This window comes from Marinilactibacillus piezotolerans, from assembly GCF_900169305.1.
In the GTDB taxonomy this organism is placed as follows: Bacteria; Bacillota; Bacilli; order Lactobacillales; family Carnobacteriaceae_A; genus Marinilactibacillus; species Marinilactibacillus piezotolerans_A.
Genome location: NZ_FWDP01000003.1, coordinates 97949 through 120414, shown reverse-complemented (window position 1 = coordinate 120414; position 22466 = coordinate 97949). Strand labels below are relative to the sequence as shown.

The following is a 22466-nucleotide window of genomic DNA, read 5'->3' as shown; positions in this document are numbered from 1 at the left end:
CGATTGAAAACATATGGAAATTCTATATATACCCTATTCATGAAGGATGATTTAACAGAATGTCTAAGAAAACTTCGTATTTGATTTTAGCGCCGGGACTTGTCCTACTGCTTTTCTTCCTTATTCTTCCCTTGGTCAGTGTAATTTGGCCCACTTTCTACGATGGAGGAGTGACCTTTAATGCCTATCTAGAGTTTTTCCAAGATATGTACAACGTTGGAATTTTATATCGAACGATAAAAATTTCTCTGATTGTGACGTTGATCAGTATCTTGTTTGGTGTACCAACAGCTTATTTTATTGCCAACAGTCCTAAAAAGTGGCGCGGGCTGCTCATGTCGCTGACATTATTTCCGTTACTGACAAATTCGGTCGTTCGGAGTTTTGCATGGATCAACATCCTAGGCAGAACGGGGATCATCAATAATCTGATGCTCGCGTCAGGACTCATTTCCGAACCAATCACTTTGCTTTATACAGAATTTGCCATTATTATTGGGTCCTTTTACTTATTTCTGCCGGTGATGATTATTTCTCTAGTTGGAACGTTTGAAAATATCGATACAGAAATCATGGAAGCAGCCGAAACACTGGGTGCGAATCGGTTAACGGCTTTTATCAAAGTCATTTTACCGTTAAGTATTCCAGGTGTGATCATAGGAAGTATTCTTGTGTTCACTGGAACACTGACGGCGTATACTACACCGCAATTATTAGGTGGAAATCGAAATATGATGATGTCGACTTTCCTTTACCAGAATGCAATGGCACTCGGTGATTGGCAAAGCGCCAGCGTCATTGCGCTAATCATGATCGTCACAACGCTGCTCGTTATGAAAGTCTTTAACATGATTGCAGCTAAATTAGATAAGCGAGGTGAGAAATATGCGTAAACAAAGAGGATTATCGATTTTTGTACTGCTTGTTTTCGCATTTCTCTGTCTGCCTCTGCTGATCATCACTGTAACCGCGTTTGGAGAACAGCCGAGTATTCAATTTCCGATAGAAGGCTTTACCTTTCAATGGTTTAAAAAAGTATTTGAAATCAGTTCGTTTGTAGACAGCTTTTTTTTGAGTCTGCAAATTTCGTCATTGGCTACACTGCTGGCGTTAGCGGTAGGGATTCCTGCAGCTTATGCATTAGCCCGCTATAAACTGCCAAAGACTGCTTGGCTGAAGAGCTTCTTTCTATCTCCGACAGTGATTCCAGGCGTAGTAGTAGGATACGCACTATTCCAGTTTGTGGTCGTTCAACTGCAGCTGCCGATTTTTCAAGGATTGCTGCTGGGGCACTTTCTAATCAGCTTGCCTTATGTTATTCGAGTAGTCGGTTCAAGTCTGGAACAGCTGGATTTTTCCATTGAGGAAGTGGCCTGGACACTTGGCTGTACAAAACCATTAGCCTTTATCAAAGTAGTACTGCCGAATATCACCTCTGGAATATTTGCTTCCTTTATGTTGGCATTTATCAATTCCTTTAATAATATCCCTGTTTCTCAGTTTTTATCTGGACCGGGTGTAGCCACTTTGCCGACCACCTTGATGAGTTACATCGAATACAATTATGATCCCACCGTTTCAGCACTGTCTGTATTGCTGATGTTAGGAACCATCATCTTAATGTACCTGATCGAAAAAACATTAGGACTAGCAAGCGTGGCTTAAATACAGCCCTTGAAACAATGAGCACTGGTTTAGAAGTTGAAGGAGGAAGTAAAAAACATGTCATTCGTTGACTTAGAAGATATTCGAGTTTCATATGATGGAAAGAATAATATTTTAAAAGACTTGAACTTATCTATTGAAAAAGGAGAGTTAGTGTCTCTGTTAGGACCATCAGGATGCGGGAAGACAACAACATTGCGTGTAATCGCAGGTCTGATTGAGCCAAACGATGGAGCATTCTCAGTAGACGGCGCTAATCTTACAAAAGTTCCTGTGCATAAAAGAAACTTTGGGATGGTTTTTCAAAGTTATGCACTGTTTCCTCACTTGACGATAAAAGAAAATGTTGGATTCGGCTTGAAGCTGCGAAAAGAATCCAAAGAAACGATTCATAAAAAGGTGATGGAAATGCTGGAAGTGACCGGGCTGGCTGATTATGCAGATCGCTATCCCAAACAACTTTCAGGAGGACAAAGACAACGTGTAGCGTTAGCCAGAGCTTTGGTCATTGAACCAAAACTGCTGTTGCTGGATGAACCGCTGAGCAACTTGGATGCAAAGCTGCGGATCAATATGCGGCTTGAAATTAAAAAAATCCAGCAGCGTCTGGGAATCACTTCTGTATTCGTAACGCATGATCAGGAAGAGTGTTTCTCTATTTCTGATAAAGTAGCGGTCATGAATCAGGGAGTGATTGAACAATTTGATACACCGGAAGTCATTTATAACCATCCGAAAACAGAGTTTGTGGCACGGTTTATCGGATTCGAAAACTTTTTTGATTTGACACTTGTGGATGACCATACTTATGCAGCAGGAGATGGCAGTCTATTTAAAACCGCTCATACTTGGGAAACTACACAAAAAGTCGGAACAATTCGACCTGAAGATATCACCATTTTAAGTAAGCAATCTGGTCCAGCAGTCAATACGATACCTGGAACCGTTAAAGTACGAACATTCTTAGGAAAAAGTTATCAGTATGAGGTAGAGACACCGATTGGCAAATTATTAGTGCAAGACAGTGACGAAACGACTTATACATCTGGAGATGAAGTGTCTCTGTATATTTCAGAAGAAAAACTGATTTTGGTTTAACAAATACAATAAAAATAAAAAAGGGGATATTCAAAATGAACAAAAAGGTTCAGTTAGCTGGGTTATCATTAATGAGTGCTGCAGTATTAGCTGCTTGCGGCAGCAATGCAACAGGAGAAGAAAAACAGGAATTAGTCATTTCAACATTCGGGTTAAGTGAAGATGTTATGCAGGAAGATATTTTCGCACCATTTGAAGAAGAGCACAACGTCGATATCGTTGTAGAGACTGGAACCAGTTCTGAACGCTATACTAAATTCTCTAATAACGGCAATACGACAATCGATATTCTGGATATTTCTCAGTCTAATGCCGCTAAAGGGGTAGAAGAAGGCCTGTTTGAAGAACTGGATGCCGCTAAAGTACCGAACATGGATCAGTTGATCAACAGTGCGAAAGAACTTTCTGCAGATGGTTCTGGTCCTGCTTATACAGTCAATAGTATCGGAATCATTTACAATGAGGAAGCTGCTGGTATGACGATCGATGAATGGTCAGATTTATGGGATCCATCATTAGAAGGAAAAATCTCTGTTCCAGATATTGCAACGACTTTTGGTCCGGCAATGCTGCATGTAGCCAGCGACTATAAAGGAGTCGATATTGCAGAGGATGAAGGTACAGCGGCAATGGAAGGTATCAAAGAATTATCGCCTAATATCGTCAAAACATACAGCAAGTCATCTGACCTAGTAAACATGTTCCAATCTGGAGAAGTTGTGGCAGCTGTAATCGGTGATTTTGCTGTTCCAATCATCTCAGAAGCTAACCCAGACGTACAATACGTTGTTCCAGAGTCTGGTACTTACGGAAACTTCAATACAGTCAATGTCAACGTCAATTCTGAAAACAAAGAATTAGCTTACGAATTCATCAACTGGAGAATCAGCGAAGAGTTGCAAACAGTCACAGCTGAATCTTTAAATGAAGCACCGACAAATGCAGATGTTGAACTGAGTGATGAAGTGGCAGAGAACAAAACTTATGGAGCGATTGCAGAACGTACTCAGCCAATCGATTACACTTTTGTAAATGCTCATTTAGAAGACTGGATCAACGAGTGGAACAGAACACTCAATCAATAAACATTTATTCAAAAGAGGCTGGGACAACTGTTCCAACCTCTTTTTTTAGAAAACGCTCTAAACACTGGCTCAATGATGAACGGATAGGAGCTGGGGCTGTTTTAGAAAGCAGTTATTGAAAGGTAATTAAGATTCAGGCAGGAGTGACAGGATTAATGAAGATAGATCTACTCATCAAAAATGCAGAAGTTTATAATAGCTTCTTGAAAAAATTTGAAAGAAAACATGCAGCTGTATCAGAGGGAAAATTCTTCTATGTCGGCTTAATGGATTTGGAAGATTCAGCACCTGTTCAAGTGCTGGATGCCAGTGGGAAGTACATGGTTCCAGGGTTGATTGATATTCATATGCATATTGAAAGTTCGATGACGTCGCCTTCTATTTTTTCTGGAGCTGGGTTAGCGAACGGTGTAACGACGATCGTAGCAGATTCACATGAAATTGCAAATGTCTTCGGAATGGAAGGCATAGAGTCCTTCTTAGCTGAAGAGACCGAAATGGATATCTTTTATGCTATCCCGTCTTCTGTACCTTCCACAACTGCTGAAATGGAAACAACCGGCGGTAAAATTGAATTGGAGGAAGTTCGAGAATTATTGTCATCTCCACAAATCATTGCGCTAGGAGAAGCGATGAATTTCAAAGGTATTGTCAGTGAACCTGACTCGCTGATTCGTCAAATTCTGAATGAAACCCAGCAGACACACCCTTTTCTTCCGATCGAAGGTCATGTTCCTCGCGTGTCTGGAATCGATTTAGCCAGATATCAGTTTGCTGGGATTACAGCGGATCATACGCAACAGACACCAGAATCCATTTACGAAAAAGTCAGCAGCGGCATGTTTATTGAATTGCAGAAAAAGTCTATCAATCCAGAAAATATAAGAATGATTGATCAACATCAATTGTATGAATATACCGCCTTAGTGACAGATGACGTCATTGCAGATGACTTATTAGACGGGCATTTGAATGCGAATCTCAAATTGGCGGTAGATTGCGGGATGCCGCTTGAACAAGCCATTTATATCAGTACATATACACCAGCTCGACGGATGGGATTTCAGGATCGGGGGGCTATTGCGGCAGGGTTGAAGGCTGATTTTATCTTGTTGGATGATTTAACAGAATGGACCATCTCAGAAGTGTATAAAAATGGACAACTGAAACATCAAAAAGGAGATCCGTTTAAGTACCCCAAAGAAAAACCGGGTTTCCCAGCTCATTTTTATCATTCAGTCGATTGCAAAAAACTCGAAGCAGAAGACCTGGAGATTCATGCTGAGGGGAATGAAGCGCTTTGTAATGTGATTCGTATTCAGGAGAAAGGGACTTTTACGGAACACGTTCAGCGAACAGTACCGATTCGGGATGGCCGATTGGATTGGGCGGCGAGTGGGCTGGCATTAATTCTGGTTATGGAGCGCTATGGACAGAACGGACAGATTAGTTTTGGACTGGTAGAAAATGCACTGACTGAAAAAGGTGCGATTGCCACAACATGGGCTCATGATCATCATAATCTTATGGTTGTGGGAACGTCGGCAGAAGATATCTTGCTGGCGCAGCATAAGGTACTTGAACTGCAGGGCGGCTACGTTGTGACGAAAGAAGGTTCCTTGACTGGATGCTGCCCGCTTCCGATCGGCGGTATTATCACAGATGCACCGATCGAAGTGACGGGCCAACAGATCAAGGAAGTACGACAAGCAATGAAGGACCTGGGATATGTGAACACAAATGAAGTGATGTCATTTTCCACACTGTCTTTACCCGTTTCCCCAGCACTTAAAATCACTGATCAGGGTATGTTCGATGTCCGTACCCAAGAAAAAATACCGTTAATTGAGGAGATCCGATGAAGAAGTTAATAAAAAATGTTCATGTTCTGACAATGGATGCTGAAAAGACAGAATATCCAAATGGGTATATCATGATAGCAGACAATATGATTGATGCAGTGGGAGGTATGGAACATGCACCTGATGAAAAAGCCGTTGAAGAAATCGTTGATGGTAAACAAGCAATTGCCATGCCGGGAATGGTCAACACGCATACTCACATTGGCATGATCCCGTTTCGTTCTCTCGGAGATGACTATCCTGATCGTCTGCGCCGCTTTCTGTTTCCATTGGAGCAGGAATGTATGACGGAAGAACTGGCGTATCATAGTGGGAAGTACGCTATCGCAGAAATGCAGCTCGCCGGCGTAACGACATTTATGGATATGTACTACTTTGAAGATGCCTTAGCACAAGCAACGGATGAAATGGGCTCCAGGGCTATTCTTGGAGAGACTGTAATTGATTTTCCAACCTGCGATGCAGATACTGCACATGGAGGCTTGGACTATGCTCAATCTTTTATTCCGAAATGGCTGAATCACGAACTGATCACACCAGCCATCGCACCGCATGCACCCAACACGAATAGTCCGGAAGCGCTCAAAGAAGCTGTACGATTATCTGAACAATATCAGATTCCACTAACAATGCATGTAGCTGAAATGGATTATGAATTAGATCATTTTCGCGATACACTCGATATGACTTCGGTCGAATTTCTTGACAGTATTGGTGCATTGAGCGAAAGACTGGTGGCCGCCCACTGTATCCATTTAACAGATCAGGATATTGATTTGCTGAAAAAGCATCACGTAAAAGTGGCACATTGCATTGGAGCGAACACCAAGTCGGCGAAAGGGGTAGCGCGAATCTCAGACCTGCTGGATAAACAGATACCGGTCGGCTTAGGGACGGATGGTCCAAGCAGCGGCAACACGCTGGACTTATTCACTCAGATGAAACTGTTTGCGAATTTTCATAAAACAGAACTCAAAGACCGCGGTGCTTTTCCAGCTAGTGAAATTGTGGAACTGGCTACCATGGGCGGAGCCAGAGTACTGGGGATGGAAAACCAGATTGGTTCACTGGAGTCTGGGAAAAAGGCTGACATCGTACTGGTAGAGACCTGTTCGGTCAATATGTTTCCGCTGTTCGATCCCTATGCAGCGCTGGTTTACTCAGCGAATGCCGGTAATGTACAGGATGTGTTTATAAACGGAAAAAGAACAGTCAAAGATAAAGTGCTGATGGATCGAAGTATAGCTGAACTCCGTCAGAATTTGGCTGAACAGATGAAAGAATTTACGGTTAAAGCAAAAGAACGTCTTTGATAAAGAAAAAAGCCATTCCGGCACCCAGTTCATAACTGGATGAGTGGAATGGCATTTGTATTGGCTGAAATTTCAGAGTTTATTTCAATTCAGGCCAGAAGTCTTTGTTGGCTTCGATTAAATCATCTAGTAAATCTTTCGCAACTCCGGCACTTGGTACCGTTTTGGAAAGAGTCAGGGCTTGCCATAATTTCTGGTAGCTGCCCTCGATATAGGCTTCGACAACCATTTTCTCGACCATAACTTGCTGATACATCAAAGTTTTTTCGAAATCAGGAATTTTCCCTTGTGCCAATGGTTCTGGCCCGTCGGTTCCTACAATACAAGGGACTTCGACCATGGCGTCATCCGGGAAGTTTGCGATTGCGCCGTTATTTTCAACGATCATCAGCATTCTTTCATGTGTATTAAATGCAATGGCGCGTGCAAGGTCTACAATGAAGGAAGCATGACTATCAATATGGAATTCGTCTCCTGCAGCCGTTCCTTTTTCAATAATGGTTCGAGCGGCAGTAAAGACATCTTTTTCACGACCGTTCATGACTTCATTTGCGCGGGTATAAGAGCAGTCAGAATGACTGACTTCATCATCAGGATACAAGTAATACTTTAAATACGTATTCGGCAAGTATCTAGGGTTGACTGCGAGCAGGTCTTTGGCTTTCTTGTGTGTCTGCTGCCAGCTTGGATCTGTATGCTGCGTTTCCACTTCCACACTTGTTAAATAACCATTTTCTGCTACGTAGTCACGAATCTGATCAACGTATTCATTACCTTCTTTGTCTTTAATACTTGTCCACCAGCCGAAATGGTTCAATCCAAAGTAGCGGACTTCCAGTTGATCTGGTGTTTTGTTGATGATCTGAGACATTCTTCTCAATGTTCCAACCGGCATATCACAGATGTTCAGCACTTTGGAATCAGGGCGCAGTACTCGGCAAGCTTCCGCTACGATTGCAGCAGGATTTGAGTAGTTCAGCATCCAGCAGTCAGGAGAGTATTTTTCCATGTAATCGATCAATTCCATCATGCCGCCGATACTTCTCAGGCCGTAAGCAATCCCGCCTGGTCCGCAAGTTTCTTGTCCGATCACACCATGATTCAAAGGGATTTTCTCATCTTGTTCGCGCATAGCATATTTTCCGACACGGATATGCGCCATACAGAAATCGACATCTGTGAATGCCTCTTCAGGGTCCGTTGTAAAGGAAAAGTCAATATCAGGAGCTTGTTCTTTCATTAAAATTGCAAGTGCTTTTCCTAGCGTAGCTTGCCTTTCTTCATCATTGTCATAAAGCTTTAGAGTGCGAAGCGGGAAGCGGTCTAAATTTTCTAGCAACATACGAACGATTCCTGGAGTAAAGGTACTTCCTCCACCTGCAATAACGACTGAGAACTTCTTATTCATTTAAATCTTTCCTTCCTTATTTTGAAATTTATTCTTCCGGGTCTCGACCTAGATAATTTTCGACTGATCTGCGGACGCTGTTTACTTGCAGACCGTAGACGACTTGCACATTATGATCTTTTACAATGACACCACTGGCACCTGTGTCAGTCCGCAAGGTTTGTTCATCGACTAATGCCGGGTCTTTTAAAATCAATCTTAAACGGGTGTAGCAATTGGTGATGGTATCAATGTTATCCGGTCCGCCTAATGCCTGAACAATAACCGGAGCTGAACCAGTTTCGGCATCTCGGTCTCCGGTAACGGTTTCGACCAGTTGTCCTGATTTAGCAGCTTGATAGTCTTTTTTAGAATAAAGTTTTGTATCCTGGACTGAATCTTCTCGACCAATTGTTTTATACTTGAATTTTGTAATCATAAACCTGAAGGTCAAGTAGTAGATGACGAAAAAGGCAATCCCAACGACTATGAACAGCGGCCACCTTGTCCTTTCGATTCCAAGAGGGAGATTGTAAAGCAAGAAGTCAATAAATCCATTTGGTCCAATGGCTCTTGCACCTAAGATATTCAACGCGACCATACTCAGTCCGCTCAACACAGAGTGAATAACGAATAAGACTGGAGCAATAAACATAAATGAAAATTCAATTGGTTCAGTAACACCAGCAATAAATGAGGTAAAGACAGCTGGAATCAGAATCGCTTTCGCTTTTGCTTTATTCTCAGGCTTGGCTGTGTGATACATCGCTAAACAGGCACCAAGAAGTCCAAACATTTTAGAAATACCGCGAGCATCCCAGATGACACTTGGATTCAATAACCCGCCAGCTGGATCAGCGATTTCTGCAAAGTAAATGTTACGAGCACCTTCAAACACTTCACCGCCGACTTCTGCAACACCACCAAGAGAAGTGTATAAGAAAGGAGTGTAGACCAAGTGATGTAATCCAGTTGGGATGAGTAAACGTTCGAGTGTACCGTATAGGAACAAGCCGAAGTTTCCAGCCTGATTGATAAATGTTCCGGTTGCATCAATCCCTGATTGTACAACTGGCCAGATATAACTCATTAATATCGCAGCGAGCACAACGATTGGAATCAGTACAATAAAGACAAAACGAGAGCCGCCGTAAATTTGAAAAGCATTGTCAAATTCAATCTCAGCAAATTTGTTGTGTACCAAAGCGACGACAACACCCAGAATAATTCCGAGGAACACGCCCATATCTAAAACTTGAACACCTAGAACCATTGCTTGTCCTGTACCTTGAAGCGCTTGGGGATCTACCAGCATTTCATTAAAAGATAAGAAGTTGTTCATGGCATAGATAAAGACTAAGAATCCTAAAAGAGCGGTAAATCCTGCTTCAGCTTTTTTCTTATTTGCTAAACCGACAGCGATCCCCACACAGAATATGAGTCCTAAGTTCGTTAAGATAGAAACGAGTGAACCAGACAAGACGGATCCGAAGCCCATGGTGATTGGATTATCTAAAAAGGGCAGAAACTCAATCAGTTGAGCATTTGTAAATAAATTCCCTATTGCAATCAATAAACCTGCAATCGGCAGAATCAATACGGGAATAAACATCGCTTTAGCAAAACGCTGCATCCCATTCATCAATTGATCTTTCATTTTTTCTCCTCCAATACAATGATTATCATCCAGTAACGACTTGCGAATGAATTAATGTAACCACAGTATAACGTGTAAGCGGTTATAATGTAATCGTTTTACAACGATAAGAAACTTGTTTCCTGATTCAGAAACAAGTTTCAAAGGTGGATTATTGATTTAATGGATTCAAGTATTGTTCTATAATCAATTCAAAAGAGAAGAGAACACCAGGAAAAAAGAAGTTCGGGAGCATATTGCGGTCATCCAGCTGATGAGCATCATGAACTTTAATATTTAATTCTGCCAAACTGCCGATTCGATTCTCTGCTTCCTTTGTAAAGGCGACCGTATATATTTCGGCTTCGACGGCTTTTTTCAGCTTTTGATAGACTTGCTCTGTTTCTCCAGATTTAGAAACCACGATCATAGCACCGATATCATCCAGATTATTTTCAAAAACACCAACTGAATCTGATCCGCTGGCAAAGATGGCTTTTCGGCCCAAAACAAGCAATTTCTTGTAAATATACTCAGCCGCAATTTGAGAGAATCCGGTAGCGTAGATGAAAATGTACTTCTGTTTCAACAGCAACACATGGTCGATAAACTGCTGACAGAGCTCCGGAGAAGTCTGATTGAATAATGATGGATAATCTGCAGACAGTAAAGAGCTGCCTTCTGTTTCCGGATCATATTCAGCTTTCTTAACTAGCGGCAGCAGTGAGTAGTACATGTCCGTAAAACCGGAGTAACCCAGCTTTTTGGATAATCGGATGACAGAAGCGGGAGAAGTAAAGGTTTCTTTAGCGACTGTCCGGACACCCATTTCTTGTACAGTGTCCATATGCTGTATGAAATACTGCAGAATTTCTTTTTCCAAGGAAGTCAGTTTTTTCCCCGCTGTCAATTTACTCAAGTCAATCATTCAGGGTCTCCTTTCTAATGTGAAGAGTTTCAGGTTGGTCAGTATATCGCTAATCAGTCCATTAGATGCGGCGGTTCTGAATAGCTTCACGCACTTTTTTAAGCGAGTGTGTTCCTTTTTCTTCCAGCTGCATCATTAAGTTGACATAGAGGGCATCCAGCAGGCTGAGTTGAGCGATTCTCGAAGCTAAAGCCTCAGATCGATAATCGGTTTCTTCTGATAGGGTGTATAACGGTATATCGACTTTACGGCTTAAAGGTGATTGAGTGAAACTGGTAACTCCGATGGTGGTCACTTGATTGTGCTGCAAGGTTTCTAGCAGCTCCAGGATATCTTTTGATTGACCAGTATGAGAAATTAGAATGGCTGTTGCACCGGCAGTCAGTTGTGAAGCAGACATCATCTGCATATGGGCATCGATCTGGGTGGAGACAGGCAGACCGGTCCGCACAAATTTATGATATCCATCCAAAGCGATAACATTCGAGCCACCGAAGCCGAACAATTCGATTCTGTCTGAGTCCAGTAAAGCAGAAACAGCTTTTTTAAAGGCTGTCTCGTCTAGTACGGTCAATGTATCTTCCAGCGTTTTGATATTTGACTGAAAGACCTTTTTCAAAACCGCTTTTTCATCATCTTCAGCAGAGATATGTTCATGAATATCAGGAAATTCTTCGGTCTGTTCAGAAGCGAGTGCAATCTTCATAGCCTGGAATCCTTTATATCCAATCCTTTTGCAGAAACGAAAAACGGTCGATTCAGCCAGTTCTGTTTCTGCAGCAATTTGGCTGATGGTCCCGTGGATCATTTTTTCAGGGTAATTCAAGATGTAATCGGCTAATCGTTTTTCTTTTGTACTAAAAGTTCCGTAGATTGAGCGGATCCTCATTTTGCAGGTTTGATTTTCAATCGGCATACCTCGTCAGCTCCTTTACTATCGTTAGGGTTATTATAAATAAAAAGACAGCTGGAAGAAATATTTTTCTGTTATTTACTTGTTTGGAATAAAATTCTTTTGTATACTGTTGTTGCGAAATAAAATTTTTTAGGAGGAATCAATTATGAAACTGGCATTATTAGGGTTAGGGAAAATGGGTTGGAACTTGATGCAGAATTTATTAGACCATGGACACGAAGTAGTGGCTTACGACATTCATGCAGAAACGGTTAGACAGGCAGCGGCAAAAGGTGCGGAACCTGCCGGGTCTGCAGAAGAAGCTATACAGTTGTTGGGAGAACAGAAAATAGTCTGGATGATGGTGCCGGCAGGTGAGATTACAGAGAATCTGATCAATGAATTGAAACCGCTTCTGTCAGAAAGAGATGTCCTGATTGATGGAGGAAACAGCAACTACAAAGATACAGTCAGAAGATATGAAGCATTGAAAAATCAAGGTGTTTCTTATGTAGATGTAGGGACAAGCGGCGGTATGGAGGGCGCTCGGGGAGGTGCTTGCACAATGATCGGCGGCGACCAGAAAGTCTTTGAGCAGATCGAGCCGATTTTCAAAGACATTTCAGTAGAGAATGGGTATTTATATACTGGAAAGTCAGGCAGCGGACACTTTTTAAAAATGGTGCATAACGGTGTGGAATACGGCATGATGCAAGCGATTAGTGAAGGGTTTGATATTTTAGAAAAAAGCGACTATGACTTTGACCATGAAAAAGTAGCGCGTGTCTGGAATAATGGTTCAGTAATCCGCTCCTGGCTGATGGAATTGATGGAAAATGCATTTTCAGAAGATCCGAAGTTAGATGAAATCAAAGGTGTCGTCCAAGCGTCCGGTGAAGGGAAATGGACGGTTGAGACGGCCATGGAACTGCAGACAGCTGCTCCTGTTATTGCTTTGTCACTGATGATGAGAAATCGTTCACTGGAAGAGGATTCTTTCAGCGGAAAAGTGGTGGCTTCATTAAGAAATCAATTTGGCGGACATGCCGTAGAAAAGCGTTAAAAAGGATTTTTCAAATTTGAAATAGACAGAATCTACTTTTATCGTTATGCTTAAGAAGCAAAGTATGTAAACGAACCCAAAGTAATTATATCTTGCTAGAGAGGATTATCTATATGAAATCATATATGCTGGGAGTAGATATTGGAACGACCAGTACAAAAGCCGTCTTGTTCGACCGACAAGGCAACGCTGTGAAACAGTCATCCATAGAATATCCGCTGAACGTTCCAGAGCCAGGTGCTGCAGAGCAGGATCCCGACGAAATTCTGGAGGCGGTCAAGCAATCGATCAGAACGGTCATGAAAGAGAGCAGCATTGATCCAAAAGCGTTAAAGGTGGTCTCATTCAGTGCAGCGATGCATAGCCTGATAGCGATCAATCAAGAGGGAAAGCCGCTCACGCCATCCATTACCTGGGCAGATCAGCGAAGCGCCCCTTATGCAGAACAAATCAAATCTCAAACAGGGTTAGACTTATATAAAAGAACCGGCACGCCGATTCATCCGATGTCGCCATTAACCAATATCCTCTGGATTAAAACAGATAGACCGGAAGTGTTTGAACAGACGGACCGGTTCATTGGCATTAAGGAATATGTGTTCCATGCATTCTTTAAAGAATACGTTATCGATCATTCGATTGCTTCGGCTACAGGAATGTTCAATCTGCATACATTGGACTGGGATGAGGAAGCACTCAGCATTCTGGGAATAGGACCAGAAAAGTTATCCCGGATTGTGCCGACAACTACTCAATTTAAAGGCATTGAACCGGCACTGGCAGAAGAGCTGGGACTGGATGAACAGGTTGCTTTTGTGATCGGCGCCAATGACGGCTGCTTGGCAAATCTCGGTGTAGATGCCGTCATGCCGGGAGAAGTAGCCATTACAATCGGAACAAGCGGAGCAATTCGAACCGTTACTGACAAACCAGTTATTGATGAAAAAGGCCGGACCTTCTGTTATGCTTTGACCGAAAATCACTGGGTCATCGGGGGCCCTGTCAACAATGGCGGTATGGTTTTCAGATGGCTGAGAGATGAGCTGTGTAAGGAAGAAGTGCAGGAAGCTAAACAGCAGAATCGCGATCCATATGACCTGATTACCGAGAAAATCGATCAGGTTCCAGCAGGCTCTGAAGGGTTGTTATTCCACCCTTACTTATCTGGAGAAAGAGCGCCTTCCTGGAATGCCAATGCCAGAGGGTCTTTTTTCGGACTGGCCATTCATCACCATAGAGAACATATGATGCGGGCAGTTTTAGAAGGCATCAGTATGAATATTCATATGGTACTGCTCGCTTTGGAAGAATTGATCGGTACACCAAAAGAAGTCCGGGCAACCGGCGGATTTGCTCACTCGGAAGTCTGGCGGCAGATGATCGCAGATATTTTTGGGCAGGAAGTCCATGTTCCAAAAACGGTCGAAAGTGCCTGTTTAGGAGCAGCGATTCTAGGGATGTATGCTCTAGGAGAAGTCGAAGACCTTTCCGAAGTCAAAAATATGGTCCAGACCGAAACCATTAATTATCCAGATAAAGAGAAAAACACTATCTACAATGAAATAATGCCTTTATATATTCGCTTGAGCCGTATGTATGAACAAGAATATGATGCGATAGTGGAATTTCAGAATAAGTATACAAAATAGTAATGAAGAAAAGCTTCAAAAAAATCTACTTCCAAAGCTACTGAACTGTTTGTTCAATAGTGGTAGTAGATTTTTATATATTTATTAGTAATAATAAAAGGGGAAATAATTTCAGCATTGATATACTATTGTTCAATCCTCTATTATCTGTGATATAAGAATTTGGTACGAAATTACTAACAGAATAATTGATGTAAAGTGTAATAATGCATTGTAGATAAGTTGCTATAGGTTTGGTAACAGTAACACTCGGGAATCCACATACGTAGTCGTACGAATGACGGTATAAGAGAAGATAAATGAATAAGCTTTATCTTCTTTACTTTATTTTCCCTTCTATTGGAAGGCTGAGTTAACCTAACGGAGCTTACGTACCTTACGTACCTTACGTACCTTACTTTGTTATAGAATCCCACTTAGAATTCTACTGGAAATGTGTATGTAAAGATATTTATTTATAATGATACAAGGATTTGAATTGTTTAATTAACTTCTTACTCTTACCTCGTAATGTTATAATGTGAAAGAGGTGAAATAAGATATGGAATTAGAAGCAATTATTAATAGAAACTATAACCGACTAAATGAAAATGAATTAGCTATTGTTTCGTATATTATGCAGAATAAAGAAGAAACACAAGACATAAGCATCACTAAGCTAGCTGAAGTTTGCCATACCTCAAAATCAACAATTCTTAGGCTGACACAAAAATTAGGGTTTAGTGGTTTCGTTGAATTGAAATATAGTATTAAACAAAGCATTAAAGTAAATAGTAATCCCAATGAAAATTTAATAGATAAGTTATTGAATGATATCGAAACAACGTACAAATTGTTTAAACAAACTGATGTAAAAAAAATAGTAGAAAAAATTTACCAGTCTAAAAGAATATTTAGTTATGGAACAGGATGGGTTCAATTAAATGCTTTGAACGACTTCAACAGAAATTTTATATTAAGTGGTAAAAACAGTATGTTACTCCAATCAAAAACGGAACTGAAATTGTTAATGCCGGACTTTACTTCAGAAGATTTGATCATTATTTTATCAAAAAGCGGAGACAACAAGGAGCTATCTGAGATTACTAAATTATTAACTCTGAGCAGTATCCCTATCTTATCCATTACAGAATTCAAAAATAATGATTTAGCCTCTAAGACTGATTATAATTTATATTTTCAAAGTTCAGAAATATATGATAAGCATCGGGAAAATCCTTCCAAAAAAACCTTTATAACGGTAAATATATTAATGGATATATTATACCGAGAATATATCCAGTATGAAAACAACTTAGTAGACTAATTCATGAATATCTTACCTATTTAAAAAATTCAGGGAAAGTTCCCACATAATGGTAACAATTCCATAAATGATGCCTGTTTCCCGACATTAACAGATCTCGTTGAGAAAGTGCTTACATCGTGGTATAAATAATCTATACCATATTATGAATAAAGGAGACGGAGCACATGATGGAAAAGTTACAACGCTTTGGTGGCGCAATGTATACTCCGGTAATATTGTTTGCGTTTACCGGAATTATGATAGCGTTATCTACCTTAGCCACAAATGAATTGATACTAGGAAGTATTGCAGCTGAAGGAACTATCTGGACACGCGTTTGGGAAATAATAGAAGGAGGGGCCTGGGTAGTATTTGATCACATGGAACTTCTTTTCGTAATTGGACTTCCAATTGGACTTGCTAAGAAAGCGAATGGAAGGGCAGCTTTAGAATCGTTGGTTATCTATTTAACATTTACAACTTATGTTAGCGGAATTATTGAATTTTTTGGTCCCGCATTTAATGTTGATTTTTTACAAGAAGTTGGAGGAGAAAGTGGCTTAGCGATGATTGCAGGTATCAAAACTTTGGATACTAATATCATCGGAGCTATTGCCATTGCAGGAATATCCGTTTGGTTGCACGACCGCTTTTTTGATACAAAGTTACCGGATTGGTTAGGGATATTTCAAGGATCAGCTTTAGTTGTTATTATTGGCTTTTTTGCAATGATCCCCATTGCGGTGTTGGTTAGTTGGATTTGGCCAATGATTCAAAATGGAATTAGTTCATTGCAGTCATTATTAGCTTCTTCAGGTATAGCGGGAGTATGGTCGTATGTCTTTTTAGAAAGACTTTTAATCCCAACAGGATTACACCACTTTATTTATCAGCCTTTTGCATACGGTCCGGCGATAGTTGAAGGTGGAACAACTGCTTATTGGTTGGAAAATCTAAATACATTCGCAAATTCAACTGCACCAATGAGAGATTTATTCCCGGAAGCAGGGTTTACTTTCCACAACTATTCTAAAATTTTTGCTCCGTTGGGAATTGCTGCAGCTTTTTATGCTACGGCTAATTCTGATAAAAAGAAAAAAACCCTTGCACTTATTGTTCCAATTACGCTGACAGCAGTACTTGCAGGCATTACTGAACCTATTGAATTTACATTTTTATTTATCGCCCCGCCGCTGTTCTTGCTTCATGCTATTCTAGCAGCGACTCTTTCTGCAACTGCCTATATGGCAGGGCTGTCAAGTGATGTGGGTGGTGGATTAATTCGTTCTATGGCACAATTTGTTATCCCAATGTCAAATAACCATATGATCCAAGTTCTGATTTGGTTAGGCGTTGGTCTTGCATTCAGTGCTATCTACTTCTTCTCGTTTAGATACATGATCATGAAGTTTGACTATAAGACGCCCGGTAGAGAATTAGAAACTGAAGTTAAAATGCACTCGAAGAAAGAATACAGAGACAAAAAGAAAAAAGAGAAAGAGGGAGCTGCTGTAAGCGAACCGGCAATCGAAGGAGCCAATCAATATACTCCTCAAGCTGCACATTATTTAGAGGCTCTTGGAGGACCAAATAATATTCTCAACGTCAACAACTGTGCTACCAGATTGAGAGTAAGTGTAAAGAATTCAGATTTACTAGCACCAGATTCACATTTTAAAGAAGCAGGAGCACATGGTCTAGTGAAAAAAGGCAATGCAATACAAGTAATTATTGGTTTGGATGTGCCACAAGTAAGAGATCAATTTGAGAACTTGCTGGGAAATGAAAAATAGTAACTAATTATAAATCAAAAAAATTCTAGAAATAAGTGATATTCACTCATTCTAGAATTTTTTGTTATTCTTTACATTGAATTAAGCAAACAGACCAATAGGGAATATTCCCGAAAAATGGGACTGTTTTCTAAAGTAGCGGTTCTTTCCCGTTATCACTGTTTTCTATTGATAGCGCTTTAAGCGAGTGTTATAAATAAGATATCAATAAGAAGAAGGGAAGATTTATAAATGGCTAAAAATTTAAAACCACAATCAATTGTGATTGCAGGAGGAGGAAGTACGTATACTCCCGAAATCATTTTAATGTTATTAGAAAATACCGATACATTACCTATCCGAAAATTAAAAATTTATGACAATAATGCTGAAAGGCAAAAAATAGTTGCAGATGCAGTAGAAATTATTTTAAAAGAAAAAGCACCTAACATTGAATATACAGCAACCACAGATCCTGAAGAAGCTTTCACAGATGTAGATTTTGTAATGGCACACATACGGGTAGGGTTGTTTGAAATGCGTGAAAAAGATGAAAAAATCCCATTGAAATATGGTGTGATCGGACAAGAGACCTGCGGACCAGGGGGGATTGCTTATGGCATGCGTTCTATTAGCGGAGTACTTGAACTAATAGATTATATGGAACAATATTCTCCACATGCCTGGATGTTAAATTATTCCAATCCAGCTGCTATTGTGGCAGAAGCAACAAGACGATTAAGACCAAATGCTAAAATATTGAATATCTGTGATATGCCGATCGGGTTGGAAAGCAGAATGGCTAAAGTTTTAGAATTGAACTCTAGAAAAGATATGGATGTACGCTATTATGGATTGAATCACTTTGGTTGGTGGACTGATATTCGTGATAAAGAAGGGAACGACTTGATGCCAAAACTGAGAGAATATATCTCTCAAAATGGCTATAGTTTAGAAGCATTAGGAACAGATCCAAAATCAAATGATCCAAGCTGGATGGACACGTACCGAAAAGCAAAAGATGTTTATTCATTAGATCCTGCCACTTTGCCAAATACGTATTTAAAATATTACTTCTTCCCTGATGAAGCTGCTGAACATTCAGATCCAAATTACACAAGAGCGAATGAAGTTATTGATGGACGTGAGAAACGAGTGTTTGGAGAGTGTATGCGTATCACAGATATGAAGACATCTAAAGATACGAATTTCCATGTTGGTGCTCATGCATCATACATTGTTGATTTAGCAAGAGCAATCGCCTATAACACTCACGAAAGAATGCTACTGATTGTACCTAACGAAGGAGCAATTGTGAATTTTGATTCATCAGCTATGGTAGAAGTCCCATGTATCGTTGGTTCAAATGGGCCTGAACCATTAACACAAGGAGAGATTCCTCGTTTCCAAAAAGGGTTAATGGAACAACAAGTAGCCGTTGAAAAATTAGTCGTTGAAGCCTGGATTGAAAAATCTTACCAGAAATTATTACAGGCATTTGCTACTTCTAAAATTGTGCCGAATGCAACAGTCGCAAGAAACTTATTGGACGATATGATAGAAGCAAACAAAGACTACTGGCCAGAATTGAAATAATTTATTAAATAAAATTAAGTTGATAAAAAGAAGACTCATACTTTGAGTTTTGTATTGAACAACGTTGGTGAGGAAACTCATCAACGTTGTCTCTATATCATTCTTTGTATGTTTCAGTGGAATTCATTATATTAACTGTATTTTTATGAAATTATATTAGAATTATAAATTTCACTATAAATTAAGATGTTCATTTGAAGGATGAGTTTATTACAATTGATATTATATGCAAAGCAAAAAAGATACTTATAGGCTGTCATTAAACCTATATGGCTCAAAACTTGAAACTATCCCTATGATTCTAGTAATATTTAATCAGTAAATGATTGAAAGGAAGAAAGTAATTGAGAGCTGGTATTTTATTATTATTAGTTGTTTTAGTATCAGGAGTTTTAGCTAAAAAGTATGCTGATAAGCCAAAAAAGGACAAAGGGGTTCAAGTTGTCTACTATGGCTTATCGCATCGTAGGAAAATGATCCGGATTCTGATTTCGATTCCATTTGTGCTGGGGATTTTTGCTCTAATGTACTTTTTCACGGAGGTGGAATGGATCTTGCCGGCCACCTTCAGTGTAGTCGCAGCAGCCTACCTCGGCTATATTGCGTACCAAGAGTATAACTTGTGGAAGGAAGAACAAAAAAAGGGTAAAAAAGAAGCGAAATAGTAAAATGAAAAACAAGAAAATAACGCGTGCTGTTGATGAATTCAATAGCACGCGTTATTTATTTCGCTGCAAACACTTTGTTTAAGGATATTCGGATTAACATTTTATAGTTGTTTCGATTAAATCAGAAAGCCGTTTATTCCTTATAAATTTTCAGTAGTGTAAACCGAAATCTATGTAAAAGAATATTTAATAAATTCATTTAAAATGCATATTATTGCTTTATAATAAATAAAATAGAATATTTTAAAGATTTTATTGCATAAATATCTACTGAATGGTATGATACATTTCAATATCAGCAATCATTAAGAATATTAATATATGCATTAACCATTCAATAAATTGAATGGTACAGAGTAAAGGAGATAAAAACATGAAGAAATGGATACAAGCTTTTACAGCGCTTTGTTTAATGTTGACCGTTCTGTTTACGGCTACATTAACGGTGCATGCCGAGGATGACTCACTGCAGCGTGTACAAGATAGTGGGCAATTAGTGATTGGAACAAGCGCGGACTTCCCGCCTTTTGAGTTTTATGCTGGCGAAGGGGATGACCAGGAAATTGTAGGGATGGATATACTGATCGCCGAAAAGATCGCGGATGATCTAGGTGTTGAACTGGTCATTCAGGATATGGAATTCGATAGTCTGCTGCCGGCACTGGAGACTAATAAGATCGATATGATCGTAGCAGGAATGACCCCAACTGCTGAACGTCGCGAAAGTGTCAATTTTTCTGATATCTATTTCCAGACTTTTCAAAATATTATGGTCCGAGATGGGGATAAAGAAATTTACGATTCGATCGAATCTCTGGCGGGACAAACAGTAGGTGTACAAACTGGAACACTTCAGGAAGAACTGGCTCAACAGATTCCAGACGTAGAGTTAATGCAGTTGAGCAATATAAATGATTTAATTTTAGCGTTAGAAACCAATCGTATTGAAGCAATTGTAATGCAGGGACCAAATGCTGTTGCACACGCTGAAAATAGTGATACATTGTACACGTTTGAAGGCGAATTTGAATTGGATGAACAAGACCAGGGATCAGCGATTGCAATTAGATATGGTGAAGACGCGCTGGTTGCAGCCGTTAACGAAAGTCTTGCTGAAATTGCAGAACAGAACTTAACGGAAGAGTATTTGGCAACTGCCGGAGAATATATGGCTCAAGATTCAGATGAAGGATTTGCCAGCAAATACTGGAGCTACTTTTTAGACGGGACACTTATGACTTTGTTTATCTCTTTGATTGGTGTACTGGTAGGATTAGTTTTAGGGTTTATTTTATCTTTAATGAGATTAACAAAAAATGTCATTGTCCGCTTTATAGGTTCTGCCTATGTTGAATTTGTAAGAGGGACTCCTTTACTAATTCAAGTTATGTTCATTTACTTTGGTGTAGGGATATTCTTTAATCTGCCAGCATTAACTGCCGGGATTATTGCAGTTTCTCTGAATAGTGGAGCATATATCTGTGAGATTATCCGTGGCGGGCTGAATTCAGTAGATAGCGGGCAAACGGAAGCCGCTCGAAGTCTAGGAATGAGCAAACGTCAGTCTATGCGCTACGTTATTTTCCCGCAAGCCTTGAAAAATATCTGGCCGGCATTGGGGAATGAGTTTATTACAATTATCAAAGAGTCTTCTATCGTTTCGGTTATTGGTGTTGGAGAATTGATTTTTCAGACAAGAATTGTTCGTTCAGCCTCATTTGAAGGGATCTTGCCGCTCATTATTACCATGCTGATCTATTTCATTATAACCTTTACGTTAACGAAACTGCTGAATTACTATGAGGGGAGAATGAATCATGATTAGTGTAAAACATCTGAAAAAATCATTTGGCAAAAACGAAGTATTAAAGGATATCAATGAGGAAATCAATCAAGGAGAAGTCGTCGTTGTTATTGGGCCTTCTGGTTCTGGGAAATCAACCTTTTTACGCTGTTTGAATCTGTTAGAAGAACCGTCTGATGGGGAAATTGTTTTTGAAGGAACTTCTTTAACAGGATTGAAAGAACAGGACTTGAATCAGTTGCGACAGAAAATGGGTATGGTTTTCCAGCAGTTTAATTTGTTTCCGCATATGACTGCACAGAAAAACTTAACCATTTCTCCAGTACAGACAAAGGGTGTTAGTCAGCAGCAAGCTGATCAAAAAGCGACACAACTGCTCCAGCAAGTTGGGCTGGGGGATAAACTGGATGCTTATCCTGCCAGTTTATCTGGAGGTCAGAAACAGCGTGTAGCGATTGCACGAGCTTTGGCAATGGATCCAGATGTTATGCTGTTTGATGAACCGACTTCTGCATTGGATCCTGAAATGGTCGGTGAAGTACTGAATGTAATGAATGAGTTGGCAAAATCAGGCATGACGATGGTGGTTGTTACCCATGAAATGGGCTTCGCAAAAGAAGTTGCAGACCGGATATTATTTATGGATGACGGCTATATTGTTGAGCAGGGAACTCCTGAAGAAATCTTTGAGAATCCTAGAAATGCAAGAACACAAAACTTTCTCGCAAAGATATTATAAGAAAATAGGAGTTCCAAT

Annotated in this window: 18 protein-coding genes; 14 read left to right on the top strand and 4 right to left on the bottom strand. The window is 40.1% G+C overall.

The window, feature by feature from the left end:
* The first annotated feature begins 59 nt into the window (after positions 1-59).
* The 6 genes from B6F02_RS02465 to B6F02_RS02440 all read left to right on the top strand — a co-directional run bounded on the left by B6F02_RS02465 (position 60) and on the right by B6F02_RS02440 (position 7023).
* Positions 60-893, top strand: a complete 834-nt coding sequence (locus tag B6F02_RS02465) for an ABC transporter permease (RefSeq protein WP_080145825.1) — start codon at positions 60-62, stop codon at positions 891-893.
* The gene (locus B6F02_RS02460) at positions 886-1665 is read left to right on the top strand and encodes an ABC transporter permease (RefSeq protein ID WP_080145824.1); all 780 of its coding nucleotides are present in this window, start codon (positions 886-888) and stop codon (positions 1663-1665) included. The genes B6F02_RS02465 and B6F02_RS02460 overlap by 8 nt, the downstream gene beginning before the upstream one ends.
* A gap of 57 nt (positions 1666-1722) precedes the next feature.
* The gene (locus tag B6F02_RS02455) at positions 1723-2763 is read left to right on the top strand and encodes an ABC transporter ATP-binding protein (RefSeq protein WP_080145823.1); all 1041 of its coding nucleotides are present in this window, start codon (positions 1723-1725) and stop codon (positions 2761-2763) included.
* A gap of 35 nt (positions 2764-2798) precedes the next feature.
* On the top strand, positions 2799-3848 hold the full coding sequence (locus tag B6F02_RS02450; RefSeq protein WP_080145822.1) for an ABC transporter substrate-binding protein: 1050 nt from the start codon (positions 2799-2801) through the stop codon (positions 3846-3848).
* A 155-nt stretch (positions 3849-4003) separates the two neighbouring features.
* Positions 4004-5710, top strand: a complete 1707-nt coding sequence (locus B6F02_RS02445; protein WP_080145821.1) for an adenine deaminase C-terminal domain-containing protein — start codon at positions 4004-4006, stop codon at positions 5708-5710.
* A complete protein-coding gene (locus B6F02_RS02440) occupies positions 5707-7023 on the top strand; it encodes an amidohydrolase (RefSeq protein ID WP_080145820.1) in 1317 nt (438 codons plus the stop codon). Before B6F02_RS02445 ends, B6F02_RS02440 begins: the two co-directional genes overlap by 4 nt.
* A 79-nt stretch (positions 7024-7102) precedes the next feature.
* Here B6F02_RS02440 and B6F02_RS02435 read toward each other — a convergent pair whose 3' ends face one another.
* From B6F02_RS02435 to B6F02_RS02420, 4 genes are all read right to left on the bottom strand, one after another.
* Complete coding sequence (locus B6F02_RS02435) at positions 7103-8431, bottom strand: 6-phospho-alpha-glucosidase (protein WP_080145819.1); 1329 nt, start codon at positions 8429-8431, stop codon at positions 7103-7105.
* Positions 8432-8459: 28 nt separating this feature from the next.
* On the bottom strand, positions 8460-10067 hold the full coding sequence (locus B6F02_RS02430; protein ID WP_080145818.1) for a PTS transporter subunit EIIC: 1608 nt from the start codon (positions 10065-10067) through the stop codon (positions 8460-8462).
* A gap of 151 nt (positions 10068-10218) precedes the next feature.
* Entirely contained in the window at positions 10219-10974 is a 756-nt protein-coding gene (locus tag B6F02_RS02425; RefSeq protein WP_080145817.1) for a MurR/RpiR family transcriptional regulator, read from the bottom strand.
* Between the two features lie 61 nt (positions 10975-11035).
* On the bottom strand, positions 11036-11890 hold the full coding sequence (locus tag B6F02_RS02420) for a MurR/RpiR family transcriptional regulator (RefSeq protein WP_080145816.1): 855 nt from the start codon (positions 11888-11890) through the stop codon (positions 11036-11038).
* A gap of 145 nt (positions 11891-12035) precedes the next feature.
* Here B6F02_RS02420 and gnd point away from each other — a divergent pair, with 145 nt between their 5' ends.
* From gnd to B6F02_RS02380, 8 genes are all read left to right on the top strand, one after another.
* Entirely contained in the window at positions 12036-12932 is an 897-nt protein-coding gene (gene gnd / locus B6F02_RS02415) for a phosphogluconate dehydrogenase (NAD(+)-dependent, decarboxylating) (protein ID WP_080145815.1), read from the top strand.
* Between the two features lie 113 nt (positions 12933-13045).
* Positions 13046-14581, top strand: coding sequence for a gluconokinase (gene gntK, locus B6F02_RS02410; RefSeq protein WP_080145814.1), 1536 nt, complete (start codon positions 13046-13048; stop codon positions 14579-14581).
* A gap of 541 nt (positions 14582-15122) precedes the next feature.
* Entirely contained in the window at positions 15123-15887 is a 765-nt protein-coding gene (locus B6F02_RS02405; protein ID WP_080145813.1) for a MurR/RpiR family transcriptional regulator, read from the top strand.
* A 167-nt stretch (positions 15888-16054) separates the two neighbouring features.
* Positions 16055-17662, top strand: coding sequence for an alpha-glucoside-specific PTS transporter subunit IIBC (locus B6F02_RS02400; RefSeq protein ID WP_080145812.1), 1608 nt, complete (start codon positions 16055-16057; stop codon positions 17660-17662).
* Between the two features lie 231 nt (positions 17663-17893).
* The gene (locus B6F02_RS02395; protein WP_080145811.1) at positions 17894-19237 is read left to right on the top strand and encodes a 6-phospho-alpha-glucosidase; all 1344 of its coding nucleotides are present in this window, start codon (positions 17894-17896) and stop codon (positions 19235-19237) included.
* A gap of 344 nt (positions 19238-19581) precedes the next feature.
* Positions 19582-19902 (top strand): hypothetical protein, encoded by a 321-nt coding sequence (locus B6F02_RS02390; protein WP_080145810.1) that lies wholly within the window; start codon positions 19582-19584, stop codon positions 19900-19902.
* Between the two features lie 376 nt (positions 19903-20278).
* Complete coding sequence (locus B6F02_RS02385) at positions 20279-21730, top strand: ABC transporter substrate-binding protein/permease (protein WP_080145809.1); 1452 nt, start codon at positions 20279-20281, stop codon at positions 21728-21730.
* Positions 21723-22448, top strand: coding sequence for an amino acid ABC transporter ATP-binding protein (locus B6F02_RS02380; RefSeq protein WP_080145808.1), 726 nt, complete (start codon positions 21723-21725; stop codon positions 22446-22448). Before B6F02_RS02385 ends, B6F02_RS02380 begins: the two co-directional genes overlap by 8 nt.
* The last annotated feature ends 18 nt before the right edge of the window (positions 22449-22466 follow it).

Excerpts from the sequence above, each read along its gene's own strand:
- B6F02_RS02420 (WP_080145816.1), bottom strand. The coding sequence starts at position 11,890 with ATGCCGATTGAAAATCAAACCTGCAAAATGAGGATCCGCTCAATCTAC.
- B6F02_RS02455 (WP_080145823.1), top strand. The coding sequence starts at position 1,723 with ATGTCATTCGTTGACTTAGAAGATATTCGAGTTTCATATGATGGAAAG.
- B6F02_RS02425 (WP_080145817.1), bottom strand. The coding sequence starts at position 10,974 with ATGATTGACTTGAGTAAATTGACAGCGGGGAAAAAACTGACTTCCTTG.
- B6F02_RS02430 (WP_080145818.1), bottom strand. The coding sequence starts at position 10,067 with ATGAAAGATCAATTGATGAATGGGATGCAGCGTTTTGCTAAAGCGATG.
- B6F02_RS02380 (WP_080145808.1), top strand. The coding sequence starts at position 21,723 with ATGATTAGTGTAAAACATCTGAAAAAATCATTTGGCAAAAACGAAGTA.
- B6F02_RS02445 (WP_080145821.1), top strand. The coding sequence starts at position 4,004 with ATGAAGATAGATCTACTCATCAAAAATGCAGAAGTTTATAATAGCTTC.
- B6F02_RS02385 (WP_080145809.1), top strand. The coding sequence starts at position 20,279 with ATGAAGAAATGGATACAAGCTTTTACAGCGCTTTGTTTAATGTTGACC.
- B6F02_RS02460 (WP_080145824.1), top strand. The coding sequence starts at position 886 with ATGCGTAAACAAAGAGGATTATCGATTTTTGTACTGCTTGTTTTCGCA.
- gnd (WP_080145815.1), top strand. The coding sequence starts at position 12,036 with ATGAAACTGGCATTATTAGGGTTAGGGAAAATGGGTTGGAACTTGATG.
- B6F02_RS02395 (WP_080145811.1), top strand. The coding sequence starts at position 17,894 with ATGGCTAAAAATTTAAAACCACAATCAATTGTGATTGCAGGAGGAGGA.
- B6F02_RS02405 (WP_080145813.1), top strand. The coding sequence starts at position 15,123 with ATGGAATTAGAAGCAATTATTAATAGAAACTATAACCGACTAAATGAA.
- B6F02_RS02400 (WP_080145812.1), top strand. The coding sequence starts at position 16,055 with ATGATGGAAAAGTTACAACGCTTTGGTGGCGCAATGTATACTCCGGTA.
- B6F02_RS02465 (WP_080145825.1), top strand. The coding sequence starts at position 60 with ATGTCTAAGAAAACTTCGTATTTGATTTTAGCGCCGGGACTTGTCCTA.
- gntK (WP_080145814.1), top strand. The coding sequence starts at position 13,046 with ATGAAATCATATATGCTGGGAGTAGATATTGGAACGACCAGTACAAAA.
- B6F02_RS02450 (WP_080145822.1), top strand. The coding sequence starts at position 2,799 with ATGAACAAAAAGGTTCAGTTAGCTGGGTTATCATTAATGAGTGCTGCA.
- B6F02_RS02435 (WP_080145819.1), bottom strand. The coding sequence starts at position 8,431 with ATGAATAAGAAGTTCTCAGTCGTTATTGCAGGTGGAGGAAGTACCTTT.
- B6F02_RS02440 (WP_080145820.1), top strand. The coding sequence starts at position 5,707 with ATGAAGAAGTTAATAAAAAATGTTCATGTTCTGACAATGGATGCTGAA.